Annotated in this window: 23 protein-coding genes and 1 pseudogene; 17 read left to right on the top strand and 7 right to left on the bottom strand. The window is 68.0% G+C overall.

Features of this window, described 5'->3' with window-relative positions; translation table 11 throughout:
- Positions 1–73 precede the first annotated feature (73 nt).
- From ACH4D3_RS32975 to ACH4D3_RS32915, 13 genes are all read left to right on the top strand, one after another.
- A complete protein-coding gene (locus tag ACH4D3_RS32975) occupies positions 74–982 on the top strand; it encodes an ABC transporter substrate-binding protein (protein ID WP_398329812.1) in 909 nt (302 codons plus the stop codon).
- A 211-nt stretch (positions 983–1,193) separates the two neighbouring features.
- Positions 1,194–2,021 (top strand): IclR family transcriptional regulator, encoded by an 828-nt coding sequence (locus ACH4D3_RS32970; RefSeq protein WP_398329809.1) that lies wholly within the window; start codon positions 1,194–1,196, stop codon positions 2,019–2,021.
- Positions 2,022–2,443: 422 nt separating this feature from the next.
- Positions 2,444–3,211, top strand: coding sequence for an IclR family transcriptional regulator (locus ACH4D3_RS32965; RefSeq protein WP_398329806.1), 768 nt, complete (start codon positions 2,444–2,446; stop codon positions 3,209–3,211).
- Positions 3,204–4,061 (top strand): oxaloacetate decarboxylase, encoded by an 858-nt coding sequence (locus tag ACH4D3_RS32960; protein WP_398329803.1) that lies wholly within the window; start codon positions 3,204–3,206, stop codon positions 4,059–4,061. The genes ACH4D3_RS32965 and ACH4D3_RS32960 overlap by 8 nt, the downstream gene beginning before the upstream one ends.
- The gene (locus ACH4D3_RS32955) at positions 4,054–5,316 is read left to right on the top strand and encodes an aconitase/3-isopropylmalate dehydratase large subunit family protein (protein WP_398329800.1); all 1,263 of its coding nucleotides are present in this window, start codon (positions 4,054–4,056) and stop codon (positions 5,314–5,316) included. The genes ACH4D3_RS32960 and ACH4D3_RS32955 overlap by 8 nt, the downstream gene beginning before the upstream one ends.
- Positions 5,313–5,846: a 3-isopropylmalate dehydratase gene (locus tag ACH4D3_RS32950; RefSeq protein ID WP_398329797.1), complete on the top strand. Its 534-nt coding sequence runs from the start codon at positions 5,313–5,315 to the stop codon at positions 5,844–5,846. The genes ACH4D3_RS32955 and ACH4D3_RS32950 overlap by 4 nt, the downstream gene beginning before the upstream one ends.
- Positions 5,843–6,835 (top strand): ABC transporter substrate-binding protein, encoded by a 993-nt coding sequence (locus ACH4D3_RS32945; RefSeq protein WP_398329794.1) that lies wholly within the window; start codon positions 5,843–5,845, stop codon positions 6,833–6,835. The genes ACH4D3_RS32950 and ACH4D3_RS32945 overlap by 4 nt, the downstream gene beginning before the upstream one ends.
- 7 nt (positions 6,836–6,842) lie before the next feature.
- On the top strand, positions 6,843–7,670 hold the full coding sequence (locus tag ACH4D3_RS32940; RefSeq protein ID WP_398329791.1) for an ABC transporter ATP-binding protein: 828 nt from the start codon (positions 6,843–6,845) through the stop codon (positions 7,668–7,670).
- Positions 7,667–8,476 carry an ABC transporter permease gene (locus ACH4D3_RS32935; RefSeq protein ID WP_134655959.1) on the top strand — a complete coding sequence of 270 codons (810 nt, stop codon included), beginning with the start codon at positions 7,667–7,669 and terminating at the stop codon, positions 8,474–8,476. The genes ACH4D3_RS32940 and ACH4D3_RS32935 overlap by 4 nt, the downstream gene beginning before the upstream one ends.
- Complete coding sequence (locus tag ACH4D3_RS32930; RefSeq protein WP_398329787.1) at positions 8,473–9,264, top strand: ABC transporter permease; 792 nt, start codon at positions 8,473–8,475, stop codon at positions 9,262–9,264. Before ACH4D3_RS32935 ends, ACH4D3_RS32930 begins: the two co-directional genes overlap by 4 nt.
- Complete coding sequence (locus tag ACH4D3_RS32925) at positions 9,261–10,703, top strand: MmgE/PrpD family protein (RefSeq protein ID WP_398329784.1); 1,443 nt, start codon at positions 9,261–9,263, stop codon at positions 10,701–10,703. Before ACH4D3_RS32930 ends, ACH4D3_RS32925 begins: the two co-directional genes overlap by 4 nt.
- A gap of 184 nt (positions 10,704–10,887) precedes the next feature.
- Positions 10,888–12,408, top strand: coding sequence for a long-chain fatty acid--CoA ligase (locus ACH4D3_RS32920; RefSeq protein WP_398329781.1), 1,521 nt, complete (start codon positions 10,888–10,890; stop codon positions 12,406–12,408).
- Between the two features lie 1,270 nt (positions 12,409–13,678).
- Positions 13,679–14,407, top strand: a complete 729-nt coding sequence (locus tag ACH4D3_RS32915; RefSeq protein WP_398329779.1) for a GNAT family N-acetyltransferase — start codon at positions 13,679–13,681, stop codon at positions 14,405–14,407.
- Positions 14,408–14,640: 233 nt separating this feature from the next.
- Here the strand turns inward: ACH4D3_RS32915 and ACH4D3_RS32910 are convergent, their stop codons facing one another.
- Positions 14,641–15,054 (bottom strand): SsgA family sporulation/cell division regulator, encoded by a 414-nt coding sequence (locus tag ACH4D3_RS32910; RefSeq protein WP_398329776.1) that lies wholly within the window; start codon positions 15,052–15,054, stop codon positions 14,641–14,643.
- Between the two features lie 1,010 nt (positions 15,055–16,064).
- Between ACH4D3_RS32910 and ACH4D3_RS32905 the strand changes: the two genes are divergently transcribed.
- Complete coding sequence (locus ACH4D3_RS32905) at positions 16,065–16,814, top strand: transposase family protein (RefSeq protein WP_398329773.1); 750 nt, start codon at positions 16,065–16,067, stop codon at positions 16,812–16,814.
- A 122-nt stretch (positions 16,815–16,936) separates the two neighbouring features.
- A complete protein-coding gene (locus ACH4D3_RS32900) occupies positions 16,937–17,767 on the top strand; it encodes an alpha/beta fold hydrolase (RefSeq protein ID WP_398329770.1) in 831 nt (276 codons plus the stop codon).
- Positions 17,768–18,289: 522 nt separating this feature from the next.
- Here ACH4D3_RS32900 and ACH4D3_RS32895 read toward each other — a convergent pair.
- Entirely contained in the window at positions 18,290–19,222 is a 933-nt protein-coding gene (locus tag ACH4D3_RS32895) for a TauD/TfdA dioxygenase family protein (RefSeq protein ID WP_398329767.1), read from the bottom strand.
- Positions 19,219–20,718: an MFS transporter gene (locus tag ACH4D3_RS32890; protein ID WP_398329764.1), complete on the bottom strand. Its 1,500-nt coding sequence runs from the start codon at positions 20,716–20,718 to the stop codon at positions 19,219–19,221. Before ACH4D3_RS32890 ends, ACH4D3_RS32895 begins: the two co-directional genes overlap by 4 nt.
- Positions 20,719–20,887: 169 nt before the next feature.
- Between ACH4D3_RS32890 and ACH4D3_RS32885 the strand changes: the two genes are divergently transcribed.
- A complete protein-coding gene (locus tag ACH4D3_RS32885) occupies positions 20,888–21,586 on the top strand; it encodes a TetR/AcrR family transcriptional regulator (protein ID WP_398329761.1) in 699 nt (232 codons plus the stop codon).
- Between the two features lie 147 nt (positions 21,587–21,733).
- On the opposite strand, the gene ACH4D3_RS32880 is transcribed toward ACH4D3_RS32885, so the two are convergent.
- From ACH4D3_RS32880 to ACH4D3_RS32870, 3 genes are read right to left on the bottom strand one after another with little or no spacing between them, the layout of a single operon-like run.
- A complete protein-coding gene (locus tag ACH4D3_RS32880; RefSeq protein WP_398329758.1) occupies positions 21,734–22,570 on the bottom strand; it encodes an N-acetyltransferase in 837 nt (278 codons plus the stop codon).
- Positions 22,567–22,725, bottom strand: a complete 159-nt coding sequence (locus ACH4D3_RS32875) for a hypothetical protein (RefSeq protein WP_398329755.1) — start codon at positions 22,723–22,725, stop codon at positions 22,567–22,569. The genes ACH4D3_RS32880 and ACH4D3_RS32875 overlap by 4 nt, the downstream gene beginning before the upstream one ends.
- A 43-nt stretch (positions 22,726–22,768) precedes the next feature.
- Complete coding sequence (locus tag ACH4D3_RS32870; RefSeq protein ID WP_398329752.1) at positions 22,769–23,725, bottom strand: RNA polymerase sigma factor; 957 nt, start codon at positions 23,723–23,725, stop codon at positions 22,769–22,771.
- A 204-nt stretch (positions 23,726–23,929) separates the two neighbouring features.
- On the opposite strand from ACH4D3_RS32870, the pseudogene ACH4D3_RS32865 reads away from it, so the two are divergent.
- Positions 23,930–24,344: pseudogene (locus tag ACH4D3_RS32865) on the top strand (creatininase family protein); the annotation flags it as partial.
- Between the two features lie 32 nt (positions 24,345–24,376).
- Here ACH4D3_RS32865 and ACH4D3_RS32860 read toward each other — a convergent pair.
- Positions 24,377–24,937, bottom strand: a complete 561-nt coding sequence (locus ACH4D3_RS32860; protein WP_398329749.1) for a sigma-70 family RNA polymerase sigma factor — start codon at positions 24,935–24,937, stop codon at positions 24,377–24,379.
- Positions 24,938–25,797 lie beyond the last annotated feature (860 nt).

The raw sequence follows: 25,797 nt of genomic DNA, 5'->3' as shown, positions 1-25,797 counted from the left end.
CGTTTCGGTACTGCTCATCGCGGGGTGCGGCGGTGGCGGAAGCGGAGGCCGAGGCGCCGACCCGAACGACCCAGTGAAGATCGACGTCACCGTCCTGGCGGCGACGGAGTTCTTCGCGATCCCCTGGCTGGTCGGCCAGGACCAGGACTTCTTCTCCAAGCGCGGAGTGGAAGTCGAGAACATCCTGGCCGGCAGCGGTGGAAGCGCCACGCTGCGGACGCAGCTCTCCGGCGACGCTCCCATCGGCGAGATCGGCTACAAGTCCGTGCTCGACGCGTGGTCGCAGGACATCCCGGTACGCGCCGTCGGAGGCGGTGCGCAGGGCCCTTACGGAGGTGAGTTCTACGCGCTCGCCGACAACGACCGGGTCAACGGCATCGCCGACATCAAGAAGTGGGCCTACACCAACCCCGGGTCATCCGTCTACGCGCTGTCGTTCCTGCTCCCGAAGGAGGCGGGACTCTCCACTGACGGCGAACGCATCGCCGCCGGCGGGGTCGGCGAGGGGGCGGCCCTGCTGGAGGCGGGCACCGTCGACGCCGCGTGGCTGCCGCCGTCCCTGGCGAGCCGGAACAAGGGCAAGTTCAAGCAGGTGGTCGCGACGAGCGACTACCTCACGGACTTCCAGCAGAGTGTCATCACCACCAGCCCGGCCTACGCCGAGGAGCACCCCGACGTGGTGCGCGCCGTCCTGGCCGGCTGGCAGGAGTCGGCCCGGTGGATCGCCGAGAACCCGGACCGTGCCGCTCAGCTCTACGCCGAGCACGTCGATCTGCCCGTCAAGGCGGCGGTCGGAGTGGTCAAGGGCGCGATCGAGTCGAACGTCTGGAACGTCGGCTTCAACCCCGCCGCGCTGGAGCGTGCCACCGAGGCCGCTGTCGTCAGCGGGTTCAAGGGCGAGGTCGACTACTGCGAGTTCTTCGACGGTTCCTTCCTGCCCGAGGGCGCCGCCAGGGAGCTGCCGACGAAGTGCGGCACATGACATGAGCACACGGTGCCGGGTCCGTCACCGGGCCCTGCCGTCGAGGGCGTACCGACAGCGGGAGTGGGTGTTGCGCGTCGTGAGTGACCGGCCGCATACCTGCGCGGCAACTCGTCGAGTACCGTGAAACGTTGCCGATGACGCGTGTGGGGAAGACTGCCGACGGGCGTCGGCCGCCGACGGTGGAGCCATGAAGACGGAGAACAGAACAATGCCTGACGGCCAGCCCGGCCAGCCCTCGATCCTCGTCATGGAGAAGGCGGTACGCGTCCTCGACTGCTTCACGACGGACCATACCCGGCTGTCGCTGAGCGACATCCGGAGGCTCACGGGCATGCCCAACTCGACGGTCGCCCGACTGGTGCGCACCCTGGTCGCCAGTGATGTGCTGCAGAAGACCGGCGACGACTACTGTGTCGGCCTGCGTGTGCTGGGCTGGGCATCTGCGGCTTCGGCCGGCTCGGACCTGCTGGTCGCCGCCGAGCCGGTGGCGGCACGGCTGCGGGATGTGACCGGTGAGACCGCCGGGGTTCATGTCCGGCGCGGTACGACGCGCGTGGCCGTCATCGTCAAGCTCAGCCGGCGGTCGATCATCTACCGCGGCGACGTCGGCCAGCACATGCCCATGCACGCGGGGGCCGCGGGCAAGGTGATCATGGCTTATGACGAGCGGGTGCTGAACGCGATCCTCCTCGAGACCGCCGACCAGGTACCGGGCAGGTCACGGATCGCGCTGGACCGCCAGCTCGAGTTCGTGCGGGCCAACGGCTGGCTGATGACCGAGGAGGAGCGGGAGCCCGGCCTCAACTCGCTGGCCGCGCCGGTGTTCGACGCGAGTGGAGCCATCGTGGCGGCCCTCGGGATCGGTGGTCCGTCCTTCCGGCTCGACCGAGCGACGGCCGAGGACTTCGGCCCTCTGGTCGCCGACTCCGCTCACGCCCTGTCACGCCGCCTCGGATACGGCGGCACCCCGGCGGAGCGGGTGCCGGGTGGCGCAACCGGAGCGGCGCACGGCTCGGTGCCCCGTGCCCGCGGCTGAGGAACAGGAGATGAGCGACTTCGGCCGCTGACGCTCCTGCGGTCGCCGTAACCATCTGGGCTTGTCCGCCGGACCAGCTCGTAAAAGGCCGTGGCTGCTGATCGGTGCCGTTCGGTCGGACCGTGCCCAGCCAAGCGAGCGTGGGCGGGCCTGGGGAGTCGGCGACCACGGCAACGCCGTAGACGGGTGTGCCGATCGCCCGTGTCACCCAAGCCGGGGCCGGCACATCAGCTCTACCCACAGCTCACTCGCGCCTCGTCCTCCGGCAGGACTTCCATCGTTGGAAGGTTACGAGACGGTCAACAGCAGACACGCTGCGCCGCGAAATACACGTGTGCGAAACCTTGACGGGGCCGGGACGCGTACCTAGCGTCAAAACCACTATACGGTTTGGCGAACCGCTCTGCGGTGTTGGAGGGTCGATGGCTGAGCCCGGGGTCCGCGTACTCGGACGTGCGTGCGACGTACTGGATTGCTTCACTGAGAAGGCGCCTCGTCTGGGGGTGGTGGACATCCGCAGTCGCACGGGACTGCCCGCCACCACCGTCGCGCGCATCGTCTCCACCCTCCTGCGGGAGGGGCTCCTGGTGAGGGAGGGAGACGCCTACCGTGTGGGCCTGCGTGTCCTGGTCTGGAGCGCTCCGGCGCGTTCGGGGTCGAGCCTGCTCGGCGTCGCGCGGCCGTTCGTCGAGCAGCTTCGTGACGTGACGGGGGAGAGCACGGGCCTCTACGTGCGTCAGGGCGCCACGCGTGTGCTCGTGGAAGCGGCGTCTTCGTACCATTCCGTGATCTACCGGGGCTACGTCGGCCAGGTCCTTCCGCTCGACGCCGGGGCGGCCGGCAAGTGCTTCATGGCGTTCGACGAGGACGCACTCGGTGCCGCTGTGGACGCCGGCCCGGAGCGCTACGCGGCAGCCGGTGCGCGGGAGGAGCTCGACCGGCAGATGGAAGAGGTGCGTGAGCTCGGGTGGGCCTTCACCGAAAGTGAGCGCGAGGTCGGCCTCAACTCCGTCGCCGCCCCGGTTCCGGGGTTCGGCGGCCTGCCGGAGGCGGCGCTGGCGATCGGGGGTCCGTCCATCCGGCTCGACCGTGCGCAGGCCGAGCGCGTGGGACCGATCGTGGTGGCGACCGCGAGAGCGATCGCCACCCGCATGGGGCACACCCCGGCCGAGGAGCACGCCGATGTCTGAAGCGCGGATACTCACCGACCTCTTGCGGCGGGACCGGCTCCTCGTCGCACCCGGTGTCTACGACGGTCTGTCGGCCGCGGTCGCCTCGCGTGCCGGCGTCGAGGCGGCCTACGTCTCCGGTGCGGCCGTCTCCGCCAGTGAAGGACTGCCCGACATCGGGCTGACCACCGTCACGGAGATGGCTCGCGCGATCTCCGTGGCCCGGCGACATCTGGACGTCCCGGTGATCGCTGATGCCGATACCGGGTTCGGCGACGAGACCAACACGTTCCGTACCGTGCGGACCTACGAAGACGCCGGCGTGGCGGCCGTTCAGCTTGAGGACCAGGAGTTTCCCAAGCGGTGCGGGCACCTCGACGGCAAGGTCCTCGTGGACGCCGACGAGTTCGCGCTCAAGATCGAGGCGGCGCTCGCCGCGCGTCGCCGGGGAACCCTGATCGTGGCGCGTACCGATGCGATCGCGGTCGAAGGCTTCGATGCCGCCGTCTCCCGGGCGCGGCAGTACGCCGCGGCCGGCGCCGACGTGATCTTCGTCGAGGCGCCGCAGACGCTGGACCAGGTGGCGGCGATCCCGTCGGCGATCGATGTGCCGGTCATCTTCAACGTCGTGCCCGGAGGGAAATCGCCGGAGGTGTCGCGGGAGCAACTTCAGCAGCTCGGCTACGCGGGCGCGATCCTGCCCGCCGCGACGGTCGGCGCAGCCTTCACGGCCATGACCCGGGCCCTGTCCGCGATCGCGGGCGGCCGTCTCACTCCCGGGCGTGCCACCTCCCCCCGCGCCCTGTTCGAAGCCGTCGGTCTCGACGAGTGGGCCTCCCGGCGCGCACCGAAGGAGTGCTCCCGTGCCTGACACCATCATCGAGCGGATCCTGGCTCGCGCGGCGGGACGCGCCGACGTGCAGCCGGGACAGATCGTCACGTGCGACGTCGACATGACCGTGGTGATCGATGTCCAGTTCGCTCACGACCGGCTCGCCGACGTCCGAGCGGTCCACGACCCCGACAAGATCGCGATAGTCCTCGACCACGCGGTGCCGGCACCCACACCACGCGACGCCGATCACGGCATCAAGGCCCGTGCATTCGCCGCCAAGCACGGCATTGACCGGTTCTACGACGTGGGGCGGCACGGCATCGTCCACCAGGTCGTCGCCGAGCAGGGACTGGTGCTCCCGGGCACGGTGGTGTGCTGCACCGATTCCCACACCTGCGCCGGCGGAGCGCTAAACTCGGCCGCGCGGGGGCTGGGCCCGCTGGAGATCCTCCAGATGCTCTGCACCGGCCGGACCTGGTACCGCGTACCGCCCACGATCCGTTACGAACTCACCGGGACGAAGCCGGCACACGTCAATGGCAAGGACATCTTCCTGACGATCTCGGGGCAGTACGGCGATGCCACCGATCACGCACTTGAGTTCGGCGGCCCAGGGCTCGCGTCCGTGCCCTTGTCGGATCGGCGGACCATCGCGACCCAGGGCGCGGAGATCGGCGCGGACTTCACGCTGTTCCCGTACGACGCTGTCACCGAGACGTTCCTGGCCGAGGTGGCTCCCGAGGCGTTCTGGACCCCGGCCAACCCCGATCCGGACGCGGCCTACGCCGACGTGCGGACCATCGACCTCGGCACGGTCGAGCCGATGGTGGCCCTGCCGGGCACGGTCATCAACAACGCGGTGCCGCTCGGCGGCCTCGACCGGACTCGTATCGACCAGGCGTTCATCGGGTCCTGCGCCAATGGGCAGCTCGCCGATCTGGAGGTCGCGGCGCGCGTTGTCGAGGGACGCAAGGTCGCGGCGGGCGTACGGCTGATCGTCACTCCTGCCTCGCAGCAGGTGTACCTGGAGGCGGTGAAACGCGGCTATGTCGCCGCACTCGTCGAGGCGGGCGCCGTGGTCACCAACTCCACGTGCGGAGCGTGCTTCGGCTACCACATGGGCGTCCTAGCCCCCGGCGAGGTCTGCGTCACCTCCAGTACGCGGAACTTCCGCGGTCGCATGGGCAGTACGGAGGCGCAGGTGTACATGGCCTCGCCCGCGACCGTCGCGGCGTCGGCCCTGACCGGTTACATCGCCGGGCCGGACCAGCTTGCGGAGGTGACGGCATGACGTCACCCCTGCGGATGCGAGGACGCGCCTGGGTGTTCGGAGACGAGGTCAACACCGACGACATGTACCCGGGGTTCGCGATGAAGCTGCCCGTGCCCGAGGCGGCTCAGCACATGTTCGACGCGACCAGGCCGGGCTGGCCCGCCCTCGTCGAGGCCGGCGACATCGTGGTCGCGGGAAAGAACTTCGGCCTCGGGTCGAGTCGCGCGTGTGCCGAACTCTTCGTCCACCTGGGCATCTCCTGCCTCGTCGCGGAACAGTACAACTCCCTGTTCCACCGCAATGCCCTCAACTACGGCCTCCCCGCGCTCGCCGTCCCGGACGTGCGCACGCTGATCGACGAGGGCGACGTCGTCGAGATCGACTCCGCGGACGGCCTGCTGCGCAATGAGACGCGCGGAACAGAGCACCACATCGAGCCCCTGCCGGGGTTCGTCGTCGAGCTCATCGCGGGCGGCGGGCTGATCAACCGCCTGGAATCCCAGGGTTTCCTCGATCTCCGGGACGCGACCACAGGAGGAAAACCATGAGGGGCAGATACTCCCTGGTCGCCGCCACGAGTGTCGCGGCCCTGGTGCTCAGCGCCTGCGGAGGCGGCGGCGACGAGGCGTCCGCGACCTCGTTCGACATCGCGGTCAGCAACGCCACCGAGCTCTACTCGATTCCCTGGCTGGTCGGGAAGGACCAGGGCTTCTTCGAAGAGCGCGGTGTGACCATCGGCAAGATCGTCCCGAGCAAGGGCGGCGGAACGACCATCCGCAACATGCTCAGCGGCGACCTCCCCATGGCGGACGTCGGCTTCACCTCGGTACTGGAGTCCAGTGACGCAGACATGCCGCTGACCGTGGTGAGCGGTGCCACACAGAGCGTCTACGGTCTCGATTTCTACGCCCTCGACAGCAACAAACAGGTGCGGACCATCAAGGACGTCCGGAACTGGGCCTACACCAACCCGCAGTCGGTGACCCAGGCCCTGTCATTCATGCTCCCCAGGGTCGCGGGCGCCACCCAGGAGATCGAGCGCACCTCCTCCGGCGGTGTGGGGGAGGGAGTCGCGCTGCTTGAGGCCGGCGACGTGGACGTTGCCGTCGTCCCGCCGTCGGTGGCGGCCAAGACCGGCAAGTTCCGCATGGTCGTCTCCAGCGCGGACTACCTGGAGAAGTTCCAGCAGAGCGTGATCACCACGACGCCGGAATTCGCCGAGCACCACCCCGACACGGTCAAGGCCGTCGTCGAGGGCTACGCGCAGTCGGTTCACTTCATCCGCGACAACCCCCGCAGAGCCGCACAGCTCTACGCCGACTACATCGACATCGACACCGATGCCGCCACCGACCTCGTCAACAAGGCGGTCAAGTACGACAACTGGGGTGCCGGCTTCGACGCCGAGGCCATCGACCAGGCCGTCGAGGCCCAGCGCATCGCCATGGACCGCAAGGAACTGAAGTTCTGCGACCTGTTCCAGAGCACGTTCCTGCCCAAGAACGTCTCCAGTACGCTGCCGGCCGAATGCGAGTGAGTCGACGATGAACGCTCAGACGAGACAACAGCACGACATCCTGTCCACCTCACTGGCTCCGATCGTGCGGGTAGAAGGCGTTGAGCAGCACTTCGGCGCCGTACACGCACTCGGGCCCGTCGACCTCACCATGGAGCGCGGCGAGTTCGTGTCGATCGTGGGACCCAGCGGGTGCGGCAAATCGACCCTGCTCGAGATCATCGGCGCCCTGCAGGACCCGGCCCGCGGCTCCGTCGAGGTGGACGGCGCACCGCTGACCGGCCCCCGGCGGCGCACCGCGATCGTCTTCCAGGAATCCGCGACCCTCCCGTGGCGCACGGTCGTCGACAACGTGGCGTTCGCACTCGAAGTGCGCGGCGTCGGGCGCAGGGAACGTCGGGAACGTGCCAGGGAACTCGTCGAGATCGTCGGGCTGGGCGGCTTCGAGAACCACTATCCCGCACAGCTGTCGGGCGGTATGCGGCAGCGTGTCGCCATGGCGCGAGCCATGTCGACCGACCCGGACCTCATTCTCGCCGACGAGCCGTTCGGCGCGCTCGACGAACAGACCCGCATGCTGATGGCCGAGGAACTCCTCCGTGTCGTGGAGTCGATCGGGTGCGGCGTCCTGTTCATCACCCACAGCATTCAGGAGGCCGTACTGCTGTCGGACCGGGTGCTGGTGATGGGCCGCAGGCCCGGCACGTTCATCGACGAGGTCGCCATCGACCTGCCCCGCCCGCGTGCGCACGCGGCCCTGTCGGAACCGTCGGCCACGGCGGCCCAGGAGCGGATCTGGGCGCAGATCCGCAAGGAGGCCGAAGTGGCCATGGTCGGGACGAGGAGCACACGATGAAGACACGTTCCTCCGTCGTCCCCTCGTACGTGCGGCCGACACCCCGGCGGGTGGCCGGACTGCCGTCCGCGGCGTGGACACTCGTGCTCGTCGCCGCGGCCGTGGTCGCCATCGAGTGGTACGCACGCTCGGGCGCGGTCTCGCGACTGGACCTCATCCCGGTCAGCGAGATGGTCTCCCGGGCGGTCGAGATGCTCAAGGATCCCGGCTTCGTCGTCGACGCGCTGCTGCGAAGCGTCCTGCTCATCTGCCTGAGCTTCGCCGTCTCTGCGGTGGCCGGCGTCGCCGTCGCCTACGCGATGGCGCGTTCGCGCTGGGTGCACCGCGCCGTGAAGCCGTACGTCAACGTCTTCTACGCCCTCCCGATTTTCGCGCTGTACCCGGTGATGGTCGTGATGTTCGGGACAGGCGTCGTCCCGATCGTCCTGCTGGCCACGCTGTTCAGCGTCGTGATCGTCGTCTCCAACGCACTGGTTGGCTTCGAGTCGGTACCACCCATAGCCACCAAGCTCGCCCGCTCGCTCGAGATGACACGGAGACAGCGACTGCGCAAGATCATGCTGCCCGCGGCCCTGCCCGACATCCTCGTGGGCCTGAAACTCGGCCTCGCCTACGCGATCATCGCCGTGCTCGCGGCGGAGTTCATCCTCGCGACCACAGGGCTCGGCCAGGTGGTCAACCGGGCCTACAACAACTTCAATACCGTTGACATGTACGCCGGCATCGTCTTCGTCAGCGTCTTCGCCCTGCTGGCGAACCTCGCGCTCGGCGCGGCGCTGCGCGCATTCGACTGGAGGCGACGATGAGTACGACTCCTACGCCGGCGCCGGCGATCCGACGCGGTCAGGGCCCCGCGTGGCTTCCTCCGCTGCTCCTCGCCGCGGCGATCGTGGCGCTCTGGACGGTGACGGCGGCGCTCGCCGACAGCACCGTCTATCCCGGACCCGGGCAAGCCCTGGGCAGCCTGTGGTCGGACGTCGGCGATCCCCGGTTCATGAGCAGTGTTTCCGACAGCGCCCGGGTGCTCCTCCTCTCCTATGTCGCGGTGATCGTCGTGGGATCGGTCACCGGCATGCTGCTGGGGCTGAGCGCCTTCTGGTCGCGGGCGGCCCTGCCGCTGGTGTACGCCCTGAACAGCGTCCCCAAGATCGTCCTGTATCCCGTCTTCCTGCTCTTCCTGGGGATCGGGGACCTCAGCAGAGGCGCCTTCGCGTTCGTCTCGGGTGTTCTTCCGATGTTCCTCATCATGGGCGAAGCCACCGCCGGGGTGAACCGCCTGCATCTGAAGATGGCGGCCGGTCTCGGCATGTCGCGATGGTCCCTGCTGCGGCGCATAGTGACCCCCAGCGTTCTGCCGTCCCTCGCGTCGGGCATGTGCCTGTGCTTCGGCCTCACCCTGATCGGACTGGTACTGGCGGAGATGTTCGCGGGCTCCTCGGGGCTCGGCTACGAGTTGCTGCGCAACCTCTCGCTCGCGCGAGTGGAGAACATCATCGGCCAGGTCATTCTGATCGGCGTTCTCGCGCTCGTGCCGACCCTGGCCCTGCAGCAACTGGCATCCCGGGTGCGCCGCCGCTACGAGGTGACGGCGTGACCGCCGATTCCTGCGGGGCGGCCGGCGACCCCAGCGACCCCGACGGCGTGACGGGCCTGCTGGCGACCTGGATCGCTGACCTCCGGTACGAGGACGTACCGCAGGACGTGCGCGAACGGGCGGGACACCTCCTTCTCGACGGACTCGCGTGCGCGCTGGTCGGTGCCCGCCTGCCCTGGTCGGAGCTGGCCGTCGACACCGTGCTCGCACTGGAGGGTGCGGGCGATGTACCGGTGCTGGGACGGGGCGTCACCACGTCGGCACCGGCGGCGTGCCTGCTGAACGGCACGTTCATTCAGGGCTTCGAACTCGACGACTACCACGTGCGCGCACCGCTGCACAGCAACTCACTGACCGTCCCGAGTGCCCTCAGCACGATCGCCGGGCTCGGCCGGCCGGTCTCCGGGCGGGAACTGCTCACGGCACTGATCGCCGGTTACGAGGTCGGTCCACGGGTCGGACTGGCGTTGCACGGCGCCGAGATGCTTTCCCGGGGCTGGCACTCCGGCGCGGTGTTCGGCACCCATGCGAGCGCCGCGACCTCGGCGTGGCTGCGCCGACTAGACGCGGCGCGGGTCGAGGACGCGCTGGGCCTGGCCGCGACGCAGTCCGCCGGCCTGATGGCCGCCCAGTACGAGGCCATGTCCAAACGGATGCACCACGGCTTCTCCTCCCGGAACGGCCTGTACGCGGCGGCACTCGCGGAGGCCGGCTACACCGGGATCAAGCGTGTGTACGAGCGCGAGTACGGTGGCTTCCTCGCCGCATTCGGCGAAGGGCACGCCCCTCGTGCGGAACTCATCACCGACGGTCTGGGCGAGGAGTGGGTGCTCATGGACACGGGTGTGAAGCCATACGCCGCGATGGCCGCCACCCATGCCCCCATCGAATGCGCCCTGCGGGCCCGTTCGCGCGGAATCCGACCCGAGAACATCGCCTCGATCTCGGTCGAGGTCTCCCACGCCGCCTACCACCACGGGTGGTGGAGACCCGTGCCCCCGCTGGAGACCATCGGCGCCCAGATGAACATCGGGTACGCCGTCGCGGTGGCCCTGTTGGACGGCCAGGTTCTCGCTGAGCAGTTCACCCGGGACCGCATCCGTGCCGACGATGTCTGGTCGCTGCTGGACCGCGTGGAGGTCAACCACTGCGAAGACTTCGACCGGCCCCAGGACCGTTTCCGCGCCCGCATGTGGTTGACCTCGCACGGCGGGGACCGCGTGGAGATCGAGGTCGACGGCCCCCTGGGCGGGCCGACCCGGCCCCTGCCGAACGGCGACGTCGTGACGAAGGCACGTCGTCTGGCCGAGTCGATCGACATCTCCGCCCGGTGGGACCGCGTCGAAGAGAGGGTGCTCGGCCTCGACTCCCTGCCCGACACCTCCGTTCTGATCGGCGATCTCGCGGCCTGCGTTCCCGCTCTCGCCGTGTCGCTGTGACCCAGGAAAGACAACAGCGATCGAGCCCCGTCTCTCCATGAGCCGGGAAGCCGCCACGGTGGCCTCGGAGGATGAGGCCGGTCGCGTGCTGCCCGCGGCACCCCCTATGAGCCATGCCCGACATCCCCGGGCTCTCCGATCTCACACACGACCAGAGCAAACACCCTTGAAAGGCAGGACTCCCGTGGCGAATCTCGCCGACTTGCTGGAATCGACCGCCGAGAAGCATCCCGACCGTACGGCGATCGTGTTCGGCGACGGCCGACTTTCCTATGCCCAACTCGACGGGGCATCGAACCAGGTCGCCAATCTGCTCGTGGGCGACGGGGTGCGTCCGGGCGACAAGGTCGCCCTGTCGTGCCCGAACCTGCCGTACTTCACGATCGTCTATTACGGCATCCTCAAGGCAGGCGCGACAGTCGTGCCGCTGAACGTGCTCCTCAAGCCCCGCGAAATCGCCTACCACCTGGACGATTCCGACGCGGTCGCCTACTTCGCCTTCGAAGGCACGGCGGACCTCCCCATCGGCGAGTGGGCGAAAGAGGCGTACGAGGACAGCCGCACGTGCCGCAGCCTGTTCCACATGCCGGCCGCGCCGGACCACATGCCCTGGGCGGACCAGCCGTCCGAGTTCGAGCCGGCCGACGTCTCCGACGACGACACCGCGGTGATCCTCTACACCTCGGGCACCACCGGCCGGCCCAAGGGCGCGGAGCTGCGGCACCGCAACATGAGGGACAACGCGCTGGCCGGCAAGGAGATCTTCGCCATCGACGAGGCACGGCCGGACACGTATCTGTGTGTGCTGCCGCTGTTCCACTCGTTCGGACAAACGGTCATCCAGAACGGTGCGGTCGCCTTCGGCGGCACGCTCGTCATGCTGCCCCGGTTCGACGCGCGGGCCGCGCTGACCGTGATGCTCAACGAGACCGTCACGTTCTTCGCGGGCGTGCCGACCATGTACTGGGGCCTGCTCGGCGCGCTGGACGACGGCGTGGACGTCTCCGCGCTGGCGGCCCGGCTGCGGATGGCGGTGTCCGGTGGCTCGGCACTGCCCGGCGAGGTGCACAAGGACTTCGGGACCAGGTTCGGGGTGACCGTTCTCGAGGGATACGGCCTGTCGGAGACCTCGCCGGTGGCGTCGTTCTCGGTCCTCGGCCAGGAGCCCCGGGTCGGGTCGATCGGCATACCGATCCCGGGCGTCGACATGAAGCTGATCGCCCGGGACTGGTCAGACGTGCCCGACCACCCCGACGAGGTCGGCGAGATAGTGATCAAGGGCCACAACGTGATGAAGGGATACTACGGCCGTCCCGAGGCGACCGCCGAGGCGATGAAGGACGGCTGGTTCCGTACCGGCGACCTCGCCAGGAGGGACACGGAGGGTTTCTATTACATCGTCGACCGTGTCAAGGACATGATCCTGCGGGGCGGCTTCAACGTGTACCCGCGCGAGATCGAGGACCTGCTGATGACACACCCGGCCGTCTCACTGGCCGCGGTGATCGGTGTCCCGCACGATTCCCACGGTGAAGAGATCAAGGCGGTCATCGTCAGGAAGAAGGGCCACGACGATGTCGGCGAGGCAGACATCGTCGCCTGGGCCAAAGAGCGCATTGCGGCGTACAAGTACCCGCGCATCGTCGAGTTCTGCGACTCCTTGCCGCTGACCGCGACCGGCAAGATCCTCAAGCGGGAGATCTGACGGAGCGAGCAGGTGACGCCGTCTCCGGTCCCGGCCGACGGGAGACGGCTCAGCCGATGACGAGGGTGCGACGCGAGAGGACGGCACCCCAGGGGGGGCGGAAGGTGCTCCTGGGCAGGGTCGGGCAGGATGACAAGCGGGCGTTGCGTTCATGACTATGCCGAGCGAAGTCAACGTCGTCCTGCCCGGTCGGGACCCGGTGGACGTCCTTGCCGCACAACCGTCGCGTGCCCCGGTCCGTGGGTGACGTCGGTGCGAGTGCCTACCGGGAGTGTCGGCGCCGGGGCACAGGGCGCGAGTCGACAGCCCCTGCTGCGGGCCGCCCGGCACCTCGCCTGTTTGCCGTGGGCCGGCTGTTGGAGGACGCGGGCAGGAGTTCACCGGCGTCCACGGACAGGGGTCCCGAGGCTGCGCCCGCAGACTGTGCTTGCTCCCGCCTCTCCGCCAGTACACTCAGCATTTCTGTCGCATGGTCGGTCAGCGGCCAATTGGGCAGAGGGACGGGGCCTGCGGAATGTGTTTGCTCCCGCTCCCGCTCCCGCGCATCCAGTGCCCTCCGCACGGCGGCATGCATCTCTGCCTGCAGCGTGGCGCGCCACTCATCACCGGGAGTAGGCGCAGTTGGCCCCGTGCCGACCGACGCCGCAGGAGTATGGGCGGCCCCAGCAGGTGTGTGCGGTGCCTGATCCGCTGGTTGAGCCGAAGCCTGACCGGAGGTCTGTCCTTGGCGATTTCGGAGTGCAAGCCGTGCACCCCGGTACGCTCCGTAGCCGGCGAGAACGACGGCGGCACCGGGCCCGCCCGTGACGACCCCGGCAACCGTCGCGACTGCGGCCACGACGAGAACCTGGCCTATCACTTGTCGACCGCGCGGCGACTGAGCGTAGCGCAGCCCTGACGACATTGCGGAGCGTATGCCTTGCCAAGCTGCCGCGGCACTTCTGCGCACCTGACCCCGCTGTCGCGTCTCGCCCCGGTCATCTGCAACGGCCCTTGACTCAAAATCTGACATAGCACCCTATCTTCTGCGAGCGCGGTCACGCCTACTGCGTGAATTGATGCCCGGCACTTTTTGAATCGACGATGTGGTAGCCCGCCCCTAGGCGTGATCGACCCAGGTACCGACACGTACTTCGCTGGATACGACGGATGCGTAGGGCGAGAGGTTCATTGCGGTGAGGGTGGAGAACGTTCGGTCTTGACACCGGCTTGCGATCTTGCGAGAGTTCGGCAAGGTAGAACGTTCGTTACGCGAGAGGTGTTCGATCCCATGGCTCGTCGAATCACCGGTCTGGTGTCCGTCGGTGCGGCCGCGCTCGTCGCGCTGGAGCGGGGAGGAGAGTGGATGATGGCGACCAGAACCAGCCCGGGGGTCTCCTGTCGCAGTGTCAGCCGAAGGCCGGCCGACGTGAAGGTCGCACGGCGTTCCCCGCTCGCGAGGCCGCAACAGGCAGCCTTTCCGGCGTCGGCAACCCTCGATCTCCCGTCGGTTCGCATGGCCACGCGCACCGATCGCGTCACGTTGACCCGACCCGCGGTCGCCGACGACTACGAAGCGGTCAACGAGATGCATGCCAAGTGCTCGCTCGAGTCGCGGTATGCCCGATACGGTGCCGCCCGGCGGAGCCTGTCGCACCGAGAATGGGCGACTCTTTGCGACCGGGCCCTCGGACTCACCCTGGTCACCGTTCCGGCCGACAACCCGTCGCGAGTAGTCGCTCTCACGCACCTGATGCGCACATCGGAGCTGCAGGTCCGCGAGCTTGCCGTGCTGGTTGAGGACTCATGGCAGGGGGAGGGACTCGGCCCGGCCCTCGTCAGCTACGTGGCGGGTCTGGCTCGTACCGTTGCACCCGGTTGCCGGGTGATATCGGCCTCAACGGGCAGGAGCAACGTACGGATGCTGTCGATCCTGCGGGGCCTGGACGCCGCAGTGAAGTACACGGCCGGAGCGACCGCGGAGGCGCTGATCCGTGTGGGGGACGGTATCGGCAGATGAGGTAGCAGCTCAGTACTTCTTCGCAGAGCGAAGAGGTTTTGCTCGTCACGGAGGCAGGGGGCCGTTCAGGACCCGGGGTAGGGCGTACTGGATCCCCGCACGGGTGGTGCCGTGCCGGGGCAGGTCGCCGACAGCCGGCTCGCGGCGGATACGGGGCCCGTACCGCCGATCCCGTCCCTCGCGACGCCGGGATCGGCCGGATGACCCACGTCCAGGGGTCGGCATCAAGCCCCCTATGCGACTTCGTCCAACAGCCGGGACAACTCGCCGTCGAGATCCAGTGCTGCTTCCTCGGAGCCCGCCGGCACCAGGATATGGGTCCGCGCCAGCCACGGCGTCATCGTTTCCGCAGGCATGGTGAGCAGCGCCCGACCGTGCGGAGAGGTCAACTCGAGCCAGATGGAGTCCGAGTGCTCCGTTCTCTCCGGCCATATCCGCACATCACCGAGACCGCTCGGCCGGACGGCACCGTCCGCCAGGAGATCGCGGGCAAAAACCCAGCTGACTGGGGTGAATCCCTCGACGTAGAAGGTGACATGAACGCTGTACGGGTCCTGTACGCGGTAGGAAAATCGGGCAGACACAGGAACGCTTCGGTCTGCGGTCACCACGAGCTGTAGTGCGCAGTCAAGTTCTGTGAGGGGCATGCTGATACTCCATTGAACGGGTGTCGAGGTCGGGGCCCAGTGGTGCGACTGCTCCTGTGCTGCAGTGCGTTCTGTATGACTGATGACGGACCAGTTCGCCGCCCTGCTCCACCACTTGCCGTGAGTCGCGGCCGGACCGGCGAAGAACTTACGCCGGGCGAAAGGAAAAGAGAACATCCGCTGTTCGTGACTTAGGTCATTGAATGCCTGTCCGGCATGCGATACGCGGCATCTGTACGGCTTTCTGTTACCGCCAGGTAATGCAATCTCGATAGATGCGCGCGCGATCTCGCTCCGCGGCTTGCCATTGTGCGAAAATGCTGTATAGTGAACGCTACATACAGCACTACTCCTGGTCAGACACGCTTGCGCTCCAGAGGCTCGCATGTCGGGTGACCCGGGGAGGCTCGCTGTGTCGCCCAACCTGTTGCCCAAGCAAGCGCACCACTCCTTCGAGGCTGTCGTTCCTCGCGAGTCGTCCGCGGTGTCCGATATTCGGCCTCCGCGGCGTCGGTCCTGCGGCTCGGGGGTATCGGGGATTCGGTTGATGGCGACGTCCAATTGGTCGCATCCGAAATCGCGGCGAAGGCAATTGAATACGGCTGCGATTGTGTCAAGCTGAGCATTGTGGAGACGGTCTGCAGAGTGATCATTGACGTCTCCGATTCCAGCTCCGCGCCCGCTCTTCTTCGTAGTGCGGATCCGGACGCTCTGAGGGAGTGGGGGCTGGAGATTGTGGCCGCACTCGCTCATGGCTGGAGAGTTGGCGCCGAAGGTTGCGCCGCGTGGGCGGAATTCGTCGCTCCGTAGGGGTCGGCGCCGTGTGTTGGGATGCTGGACGCGGGGGAGACCGTTGGCCGTCCGACGGGTGACGGCCGCTCAACGCGGATAACCGAGCTCTTTCAGAGTGGCCATCGATCGGGTGACGAGTCGGTGAGTCGCAACGCACAGGGCTCCCGCGCCGTTGAGGGAGGTGTTCGAAGTCTCAACCCACCAGCACAGGAGCCTTGTTGGTTCCCCATCCTGCCGTACTCGACCTCCCGCACGCCGTGGTCGAGCGGCTGACCATGCTCACCGTCACCCGCGAGGGTGAACGCCGCTGCAAGCTTCCGCCGCACCGGCGTGCCCTGGTCGCGCTGGTGTACCTGCGCAAGCACGAGTCACTGGCCCCAATCGCCGTCGCTTTCGGGATCTCGGTCGGAACGGCTCACGCCTACGTGCGCCGGGCCACCGGCCTGCTCGCCGAGAGGGCGCCCGGCCTGCTGAAGGTGCTGCGGGAGAGCAACCCGGACTTCGCCCTGCTGGATGGCACCCTCGCCGAGTGTGACCGCATCGGGGACGGCACCGCGGACTACTCGGCCAAGCATCGCCGCCACGGTGTAAACGTCCAGGTCGTCACCGACCACACCGGAGACATCCTGTGGATCTCACCAGCCCTGCCTGGACGGGCCCACGACCTGACCGCTGCCCGCACCCACAAGATCATCCGGATCTGCGAACGTCAGGGCGTACCAATCCTTGCCGACCGCGCCTGCCAAGGAGCCGGCCCATGGGTGACCACCGGACTCAAACGCCCACCTGGCGGCGAACTCACCACGACGCAGCGGACCGTCAACCGGACTCTCGCCACCGCCCGCGCACCCGTCGAGCGTGGCATGGCCCGGTTGAAGTCCTGGCGCATCTTCCACCGATCCCGCTGCAGCCCGAATCGAATGACGTCAATCGCCAAGGCCGTCCTCACACTCGAGCGGCAACGCTGAAAGAGCTCACTGTTGCGATCATCACACAGTAGAAAGAACGTTCTGCCTTGCTGATTGGCCGGATGTCGTGCGACTCTGCTCTAAAGAGAGTGAACGTTCTATCTACTTAGGATGAGGTTCCAGTGATCCTGCCTTCAATCCGGCGGTCCGCGGTCGTCGCCACCGCTCTTGCGACCGCGGCAGCTGTCTACATTCCCGCCGCCGCAGCTGCCGGCGGCGGCGACCACCACGTCGAGAAGCCCAAGCCGACCGTCGTCTTCGTCCACGGAGCCTTCGCGGACTCCTCCGGGTGGTACGGCGCGATGGACCGCCTGCGCAAGGAGGGCTACCCGGTCCGCGCGGCCAGCAACCCGCTGCGTGGCCTCGCCAGCGACGCTGCCTACGTTCGGGACTTCCTCAACAGCATCGATGGACCCATCATCCTGGCCGGTCACTCGTACGGCGGGGCGGTCATCACCCAGGCAGCCGCGGGTGACCCGGACGTCAAGGCCCTCGTTTACGTGGCAGCCTCGGTCCCGGATGTCGGCGAGTCCCTGGCCGACCTGAAGGCCCACCCGGTGGACAACCCCGCGCCGGCTCTCCCGCTGAAGCAGGTGGAGTTCACCAAGCCGGACGGGACCCGAGGCAGCGACGCGTACATCGACCCGGCCAAGTTCCGCGAGACGTTTGCCGCGGACGTGGATCCGACCCTGGCAGCCGACATGGCGGACACGCAGGAGCCGGTCGACATAGCGACGCTCAACGAGCCCGCCACAGCTGCCGCATGGAGGACCATTCCCTCGTGGTTCCTGATCGCCAAGCAGGACCATGCGAACAGCACCAACCTCCAGCGCTGGGAGGCCAAGCGCATCGGAGCCCACGCCGTCGAAATCAATTCTTCGCACGCCGCCATGGTCAGTCACCCCAAGGCGGTCGCGGACCTGGTCAAGCAGGCGGACCGCGGCACCCGCTGACACACCCTCACGCCGTGGCCGGGGAAGGTCCACCTTCCCCGGCCACGGCGTGACCCCCTGGGCGACCTGGGCTCAGGCCGACTACGGGGTAACCATGCCGCCCCTGGCGATGGCTGCCTGACCGTCTTGTGGCCCGCGCTCTGCGGGCCACGTCGAATGGCGCCGTCTCCGTGAAGTCCCTGTCCCGGAGGCATCCCGCATCACCTCATCCTTCCCGGCTGTCCCCGAGCGGAGTTACGTCATGCCCGATTGCCCGTCTGAACCGCAGTGCTGGGTGATTCCGGCGGTTCTGTTTGTGTCCGCGGCCGGCACAGTGCTGGCCTTGTGGTGGCAGAGGCGCCGGCCGACGTCGTACACGCATAGCTCGGAGTACGCGGAGAGGATGGCGGCGCGGGCGCACAACCGGTCCTGATCCTGTCTGCCCCCTTCCCCTGTCGGGGTGCCATGGCTGCCGTGAGGGGCGGGAGGATGTCTCGCCGGGCAACGGAGTCACCGCAGGGCCGTGTTCGAGGACGGCGAGAGTCAGAAGGGGCGGTCGCCGATGATGGTGACGCGTTCCATTAGGCGGAAGTCGGGGTAGTAGTCGCTGACCGCGTAATGTTGCGTCGCGCGGTTGTCCCAGAAGGCAATCGCCCCGGGCTCCCACTGGAAACGAACTTGGTACTCGGGATGTTCCGCCTGCCGGAACAGCATGTCCAGCAGGGAGTTGCTCTCCGCCTCCGGCACACCGGCGATCGCGGTGGTGAACACCGCGTTGACGTACAGGATCTTCCGGCCGGTGTCGGGGTGGGTGCGGACCACGGGGTGCTCCACGGGCTTGGTACGGGCTCGCGCCGCCCGGATGTTCTTCGCCACCTCGCCCCTGGCGTCCTCCGCCACAGTCGGGATCTCGTGGAGGGCGGTCAGTCCGTCGATGCGATCGCGGACGTCCTCGGGGAGCCCCTCATATGCGGCGGTCATGTCCGCCCACAGGGTGTCTCCACCGATCTCGGGCACCTCGACGGCGCGGAGTATGGATCCCATCGGCGGTGTCGCTCTGAAGCTGACGTCGCTGTGCCAGATGTTCTCGGTTCCGGGGTGTGACGCGTCGTGTTCGAGCCGGACCACCTCGGGGATCTCGGCCTTGGGCAGGAAGGGGTGGTCCTCCAGCTCGCCCCAGCTACGAGCCAGGCCGGCCTGCTGGCGGGCAGTCAGCCGCTGGTCGCGAAAGAAGAGCACCTTCCACTCCAGCAGCGCGCGCTTGAGTTCGTCGACCACCTCTGTCGTCGGTCCCTCGGCGAGGTCGATGCCGCGAACCTCGGCACCGATCAGCCGGGATCGGGGAACCAGGTCGAAGTGCTCGTACGGCTCGCCGGTGCCGACGGGGCGGAACTCCCCTGTGAACAGAGTCGGACGGAGGGCCCGTGCGGTACGCGCGGCAGCGGACTGTCCGGGCGGTTCGGTCTGCGTCGTCATGTCAGTGTCTCCTTGGTGAGTCCGTTCTCCATGAAGGGGGTCACGGAGAGGTCGTTGCGGTGTGCGGTGACGGCACCGCCGGTGGCCGGAGCGCGACCGTGCCGCATACACAGCGTGGTCAACAGGGCCAGCAGAGCGACACCGGCCGCCAGGACGAAGGCGAGTCGGTAGCCCGTGCCGGCGAAGAGCGAATCGTCCGACCCGACCGGATAGAGGGTGCGTACCGAAGCCAGTGCCGATGCCCCGGTGGCCGCTCCGAGTTGATTGGCGACCGCGATCAGTGCGGTGCCCGTGGCAGCGCGCTCGTCCGGCACGGCGTCGGTGATGAGGTTGGCCAAGGCGACATAGGCGAGCCCGGTGCCCACGCCGAACACCAGCGCGAGCAGCAGGACGACACCGCGTTGGCCGGGCAGGGCGGCGAAGCCGAGGGCACCGGCCGCGACGAGTACTTGTGCCGCCAGCGCCGTACTGCGCGGGCCTCGCCGCCGGGCCAGCAGACCGCCGACCGGCCCTCCGGCGAGCGAGCCGAGCCCCGAGGTGAAGGTCCAGCCGGCCGCGGCCAGCGCCGTAAGCCCGAAGGCGTAACCGAGTCCCGCATGGCGCGGGGTCTGCAGGAGTTGAGGCAGCAGATAGGCGACGGTCGACGTACCGGCCGTGGTGAGTACCGCGGTGAGCAGGGTGGTGCGCACCGCCGGTGCGGTGAGCAGGGCGAGGTCGACCGCGGGGTCGGACCTGCCCCACTCGCGTCGCCAGAAGGCCACAGACAGGAGCAGCGCCACGGGCAGCGACACCAGGACGCCGGGGTTCGGCCGGCCCGTGCGCACCGCGTTGCCGATGCTCCAGATCAGCACCGCGGCGGACAGCCCGAGCAGGAGCGCCCCCACGGCGTCGAGGCGCCGGCGGGGAGCGGTCGGCACGCCGGTCGAGGGCCGGTCGGCGGGCAGTGCCAGTGCCGCGAGCGGAAGGACGACGGCGCTCAGTGCGAACAGGAACCAGAAGACCCCGTGGTAGCCGTAGCGGTCGACCAGCGCACCACCGAGGAACGGCGCGGTGATCCCACTGATCCCGATACCGCTGGAGACGATGCCCAGGGCGACCGGTACCCGGTGGCGGGGAAAGGTGTCCCGGACGACCGCGTACGCCACCGCCAGAGCCCCGCCGACGGCGCCCTGGAGGGCCCGGCCGAGCAGCAGCAACGCCAACGATCCGGCCGTTGCGCACAGCAGCGATCCGACCGCGAAGACGGCCCCCGACCACAGCAGTACCCGCTTCTTGCCCACGACATCGGCGATCCTGCCGAGCAGCGGGATGCACACCACGGCCGCCAGGCTCACGGCACCCGTGACGGCGTCGGCACCCGAACTGCCGAAGGACTCGGTGAGCGAGTGCGCCGCCGGGTAGACGAGGCTCAGCTCCAGGGGTGCCGTCTCGGTGAGCAGGACGAGCACGGCGAGGATGCCCAACTGCCGGCGCCTGGACTCGGGGGACGTGGTCATTGAACTCCTTGTTCTCCGCAGGCGGCCGTACCGGCGACTGCTCCACGCGTCGATTAACCCATGTGGGTTAGAAGGGGTCCATGTACGCGCTATTGCAGGTTTGTGTCCCCATGTGACGCCGGACTCGGGACGGCTCCCGGTGGCCGGCGAGCGCTGTGATACTCGCCCCATGACCTCGTCCACCACGAAGCAGCGCCCCCGGCCGGCCCTGGCCCCTCGTGCCGACGAAACACGTCTGGCCCTCATCGAGTGCGCTGAGCGGCTGTACGCCGAGCGCGGGGTTAACGGTGTCTCCCTGCGGGAGATCGGTGCTGCCGCGGGCCAGCGGAACACCGGTGCCGTGCGCTACCACTTCGGCTCCAAGTCCGGTCTGCTCACGGCGGTCTTCGAGCACCGGATGAGCCGGGCCAACACACACCGCGAGCGGATGCTGGGGGACGCGGACGCGGACGGACGGGGTGAAGACCCGCGCGCTCTGGTGGAGGCGTTGGTGCTGCCGCTGGCAATGCTCCTCGGCGAACCCCGCCGGCCGAGCTGGTACGCCAGGTTCCTCGCTCAGACAGCCGCCAATCCCCAGTTGGCGGACGCGGTCGGATACCGGCGCGGCACTCCCTGGACCAGCGCGGCGGTCGAAGTCGAGCAACGCGTGCTGCGACATCTGCGCCAGTTGCCCGAGCCTTTGCGCCGGCAGCGCTTCGTGCTCCTCGTCAGCTTCTTCACCCATGCGCTGGCCGACTGGGAAGCCCGTCTCACCAGGTCCGACCTGCATCAACCGACGCGGCATGAGCTCGCGGAGCACGTCATCAGCCTCGGCACGGCCATGCTGACCTGCGACACGTCCCCCGGAGCCGCCTCGGCCCCGGGGTGAGGCAATGCCCAGAGCTGCGACCGGGCACGCCGCACCCACACCGACGATCCGATCGCCACGCGTTGTCGATACGCGGGAGGCCCGGTCGCCGGACTCGAACACGGCCAGGGCCGGACTCGTCAAGTTGTCCCGGCGTTGCTGGGCCCACTACCCGCGCCAGAGCCATGTAGTCCGCTCGTACAACGGCTCGAATCCGGCGCGGACCATGTTGTGGAGGGACGTGTTGTGGTCACCGGGGTCTTCCGCCCCGGTCTCGGCGACGATCCATCGGCAGCCGGCTGCCTGAGCCGCTCGCACACGCGCGGCGAGCAGTGCCGACTGGGCGCCGAGCCCCCGGGCTTCCGCAAGCGTCGCGCCGCCGAACATGTCCGCACACTCGCCGTTGACGAAGATGCTCCCGACCGCGATCATCCGCTTGCCCTCCCAGACGGCGTACTGCTGCCAGTCTGGCTTGCCCACGCACGACGCGGCCAGGTCGGTCAGGCCCGGCGAGGTGAACCCGAAGGTGGGCATCATGACCGTGGCGAACTCGTGCGCCTGATCGGCTTCGACCAGTCCGACACGTAGCTCCGGGGCGAGGGCCGCGGCTTCTTCGGTGGCGGCCAGCGCGGTCTCGACGTCGCACCCCAACTTGACGAAACGGCCACCTTGGGAAAGGTTCAGTTTGCCCACGACGGAAGTCCAGTCCGGGGGCAGCAGCGACGGCGTGATCATGAGAGCGCCCTGCGGCACACCCTGTTCACGGTAGAAGTCGCAGACCTGCGTCAGGAGGTCCGCGGTGACCGGCTCGTCCTCGGCGAACCCCCCTGCCCGGTTGAAGAAGTGGCTCGGATCCTCGCGGATCGCCAGCGCCAGCGCCGAACCGACGCGCAGAGAATCGATACCCAGCGACTTCCGCAGCGGCGGCGGCGCGCTGGCCGTGAAGTCGGTGTATGCCTTGATCTCGGTCTGCTCGGCCAAGCCGAGCGGTACGGACGTTGTCATGCCCGGGTCTCCATCTCTTGCTGCTGTACGAAGACCAGTGCGGTGGGGGCGACCTCGCTCGGCTGGTCCAGGCGCCGGAAGCGGCCGCGCTCGCTCAGCCCGGTGAGCCGTGCGGGTGCCGCAGAGCACTCCGGGCTGTCGTTCTTCCTGCTCATACCCACAAGATGCGGTGGGGTCGGGAAAAGTTCGACCAGCCGTCTAATCCTCTTTGCGGGTGCGTGGATGGTAGAGGCGTATCTTCCCAACGCGGTCCCGGTCCAGAAAGTGCACCCACGTGACGGTGGGCGGGCAGTGGGCGGGGTCTTCCGGCGGGCTGAGCAGTGCTGCCTCCCAGATGACCACCTCGCGGCTGGACACCACGTTCAGCAGCTCATGGCGTACGCCGTCGGCCAGGTCGTGCTCGAACGCGACAGGCAGGTAACCGATGCCCGTATGCCTGCCGGTCGGCCACACCACCTCCGCCTGTGGCGACCAGCCGTCGGACAGGGCCGAGGAGAGTTCGCCGCGGTGCGCGGACACCATGGTCTCTTCGGCCACTCTGCGGTGGCGCGCGCTGAGCTCGGCGGCATCGTCGTGTACGCGGTCGGCAGAGTCGAGCAGCGCACCGGCCAGCTTTGCGCGTGCCTGACTGAGCCTGCTGCGCACGGTGCCAACCGGCGTGGCGCACAACGCCGCTATGTCCTCGTAGGACGTGACGCCAGTGAAGTAGCGCAACATCGTCACCAGCCGCAGACCGGGGGAGAGGTCTTCCAAGGCATTCCAGACCCAGTCCCGCAACGCGTGGCGGTCGAGAACCTCCGCCGGATCCGGTGGACCACCCGACCGCTCCATGGCGGCGGCCGCTGCGGGATCCGCCATCGGAACCGCCGACGTCTTGCGCAGCTTCGCCCGGCACACATTGCGCACGATCATCCGCAGCCACGGGCCGACCGCATCCGGTTCCCGTACGTCGCCGAGCCGACGGAGCGCGATCAGCACCGCGTCCTGCACCGCGTCCTCGGCGTCCTGGTTCTGGCCGAGCACGGACAATGCCACCGCATGCATCCCCGCCCGGTGTCGCGCCAGCAGCAGGCCGAGCGAGCCGGTATCGCCCGCCTGGGCGGCCCGCACCAGCTCAGCGTCCTGCGGTGCTCCGGCTGCCAGAAGTTCAGTCATACCATGACAATATATCGATAGATGTCATAAGAGTCTCAGCCACCGCAACGCGTGGACACCACCCGGCGTCCTTGCCTGACTCACGGGAACCTTGAACTGGCCGACAAGCGAACACGTTTCACTGCATGAAGCCGCTTGATGAAGGATTCCACAGGTGAGAATGGCCGTGCGGTCATGCATGGTTCACAGTGGGGGCGGGCAACGGCCACGGCCCGGGGCGAACCGGTGGCGCTCTTCCCGGCGTTGGAGGGCTGGGAGCCGGCACGGCTGCGGGCGGGGGGAAGCCTCGCTTCTCACCGACATGCACGCAGGAGAAATGGAGACCTCCATTTTGCCGCATGACTGTCCGGGGTATGTCCGTTCCGGATACCGGAGTGCCGTTTGCGCCACCGATGACCGGCGGCAACTGCTCTCCCTTGGTATGGCCGCCTACACGGATTCCGGTGTCATGGGCCAGCCCTCGCTGAGCTCGGCGGAGAGGGGCAAGGCACTGCTGGCGAGTCTTACGGACTCCTACCCGATTGCCTCGGCTGCCCGCTTGCACCGTCTCTGGCCGAGTGCTCGGGGTAGACACATTGGCTGGGATGCGCGCGGTGCGATTGTCAAGTGTCGTCCCTAAGGCTTGCGATGACTGTTCGCCGATGCCGCGTATCAGATGCCGGGAGCCTGGCACGTCCGACTGTCGTCCAGGATCGACTTCAGGCTGCGCAGGGCATAGTACACCCGGGACTTCACCGTGCCCTGCGGGACACCCAGCGATTCAGCTGCCTGCTGCGTGGTGCGATCCGCGATGATCGTCGCTCGGATCGCCTCCCGATGTGCCGGAGTCAGGGACCGTACAGCATCCCGGACCACTATAGATGACAGCATCCGGTCAATGTCGTCCGCTTCGACGGGCATATCACTCAGCCATGAGTCGCCACCGACCTCGATCGGCCGTGCCATCCGCTTCCGATGGGCGTCGATGACGAGATTGCGGGCGACCCTGAACATGTAGGGACGTATCGCCATCCCCTCACTGTCAGCCAGCGCACGTTTGCTCCAGCAGCGCAGCAACGTCTCCTGAAGTATGTCCTCCGTGCGGTGTGTGTCCCCGCCCAGCAGGCGCAGCACGTATGCGTAGAGCGCCGGACCATGCTGCTCATAGAGATCCCGCAGTGCGCGCTCCTCGGGGGAAACCGCACTCGCCGAACCGATAACCGTCACGTTCACGATGTGCTCCGTCAGGTGTCAGGTGTAGGGCGGCCGTGGACGGCCGGGGTGAGTCTTGTCCGCGCTTGTCCTCGACACCGGTGTCCGCGACGTCGAGGACACCGGTGCGATCTGAAATGTGAAGCCGCTGCATACGCAAGCGCCGACGGGTGCCACTTGGCGGATGCCGGCAGGCCCAGGGGGCTGCGCTCGTGTCCCGTGGGATGACTCCGCGACCAGGAGGGTGGTGGTGACCGCGTGTCTGTCGTCCGTCGCGTTTGAGCGGAGTCCCGGAGCGCTATACCGATTGTGTCGGTGGGAGATGGAAGTGCTCCGAGGCATCGACGCCACCCGGACTGCGTCGCGGACGCCGTTCTCTGTGCCAGGCTTCCTGAGCGGTGGATCCAGGCGCGGCATCGAGACGTCTCGGCCCGCGGAACCGGCCACCGGCCGCGCACCTTGTGGCGCGGGACGACCGCAATGTGCCGGTCAGCCTGGGCACAGCCGCCCAGGCACCGCCACACCCTCACAGAGGCAGGAGATGTCGGGGTGACGCAGGCGTGAGCGCTTGCGATGGGGTGGACTGCCATGCACATGTGCAGTCGTGTCGACGACTAAGTGGTGTGCGAGGCGTTTGTGCCGGCGACGGCCGCACCCGCGTCGAACAGCGTGTACCTGGGGAGCAGCTCGAACGTCCTCGGGCTGCGCTTGGTGGGCATCACGACCCAGGCGATGGCGCATGCTGCCCGGACTGAGGACAGCCGTCGCCGCACGGAAGCCGCGTCCATGACATGGAACGGGGCAGCAACAGTACTCACGTTGAACCTTTCGACAAGGAACGAAGGGAGAACCAGCACGACGCGCCGGGCCAGAGGTGGGAT

This window comes from Streptomyces sp. NPDC018026, from assembly GCF_044327745.1.
Lineage (GTDB): Bacteria > Actinomycetota > Actinomycetes > Streptomycetales > Streptomycetaceae > Streptomyces > Streptomyces rubrogriseus.
This window is presented reverse-complemented; position numbering and strand designations above follow the sequence as displayed.

Bases quoted from the DNA above. Each gene is read 5' to 3' on its own strand.
- ACH4D3_RS32970 (WP_398329809.1), top strand. From the start codon at position 1,194: ATGCCTGACGGCCAGCCCGGCCAGCCCTCGATCCTCGTCATGGAGAAG.
- ACH4D3_RS32965 (WP_398329806.1), top strand. From the start codon at position 2,444: ATGGCTGAGCCCGGGGTCCGCGTACTCGGACGTGCGTGCGACGTACTG.
- ACH4D3_RS32960 (WP_398329803.1), top strand. From the start codon at position 3,204: ATGTCTGAAGCGCGGATACTCACCGACCTCTTGCGGCGGGACCGGCTC.
- ACH4D3_RS32950 (WP_398329797.1), top strand. From the start codon at position 5,313: ATGACGTCACCCCTGCGGATGCGAGGACGCGCCTGGGTGTTCGGAGAC.
- ACH4D3_RS32945 (WP_398329794.1), top strand. From the start codon at position 5,843: ATGAGGGGCAGATACTCCCTGGTCGCCGCCACGAGTGTCGCGGCCCTG.
- ACH4D3_RS32940 (WP_398329791.1), top strand. From the start codon at position 6,843: ATGAACGCTCAGACGAGACAACAGCACGACATCCTGTCCACCTCACTG.
- ACH4D3_RS32935 (WP_134655959.1), top strand. From the start codon at position 7,667: ATGAAGACACGTTCCTCCGTCGTCCCCTCGTACGTGCGGCCGACACCC.
- ACH4D3_RS32930 (WP_398329787.1), top strand. From the start codon at position 8,473: ATGAGTACGACTCCTACGCCGGCGCCGGCGATCCGACGCGGTCAGGGC.
- ACH4D3_RS32915 (WP_398329779.1), top strand. From the start codon at position 13,679: ATGGCTCGTCGAATCACCGGTCTGGTGTCCGTCGGTGCGGCCGCGCTC.
- ACH4D3_RS32910 (WP_398329776.1), bottom strand. From the start codon at position 15,054: ATGCCCCTCACAGAACTTGACTGCGCACTACAGCTCGTGGTGACCGCA.
- ACH4D3_RS32895 (WP_398329767.1), bottom strand. From the start codon at position 19,222: ATGACGACGCAGACCGAACCGCCCGGACAGTCCGCTGCCGCGCGTACC.
- ACH4D3_RS32890 (WP_398329764.1), bottom strand. From the start codon at position 20,718: ATGACCACGTCCCCCGAGTCCAGGCGCCGGCAGTTGGGCATCCTCGCC.
- ACH4D3_RS32885 (WP_398329761.1), top strand. From the start codon at position 20,888: ATGACCTCGTCCACCACGAAGCAGCGCCCCCGGCCGGCCCTGGCCCCT.
- ACH4D3_RS32880 (WP_398329758.1), bottom strand. From the start codon at position 22,570: ATGACAACGTCCGTACCGCTCGGCTTGGCCGAGCAGACCGAGATCAAG.
- ACH4D3_RS32875 (WP_398329755.1), bottom strand. From the start codon at position 22,725: ATGAGCAGGAAGAACGACAGCCCGGAGTGCTCTGCGGCACCCGCACGG.
- ACH4D3_RS32870 (WP_398329752.1), bottom strand. From the start codon at position 23,725: ATGACTGAACTTCTGGCAGCCGGAGCACCGCAGGACGCTGAGCTGGTG.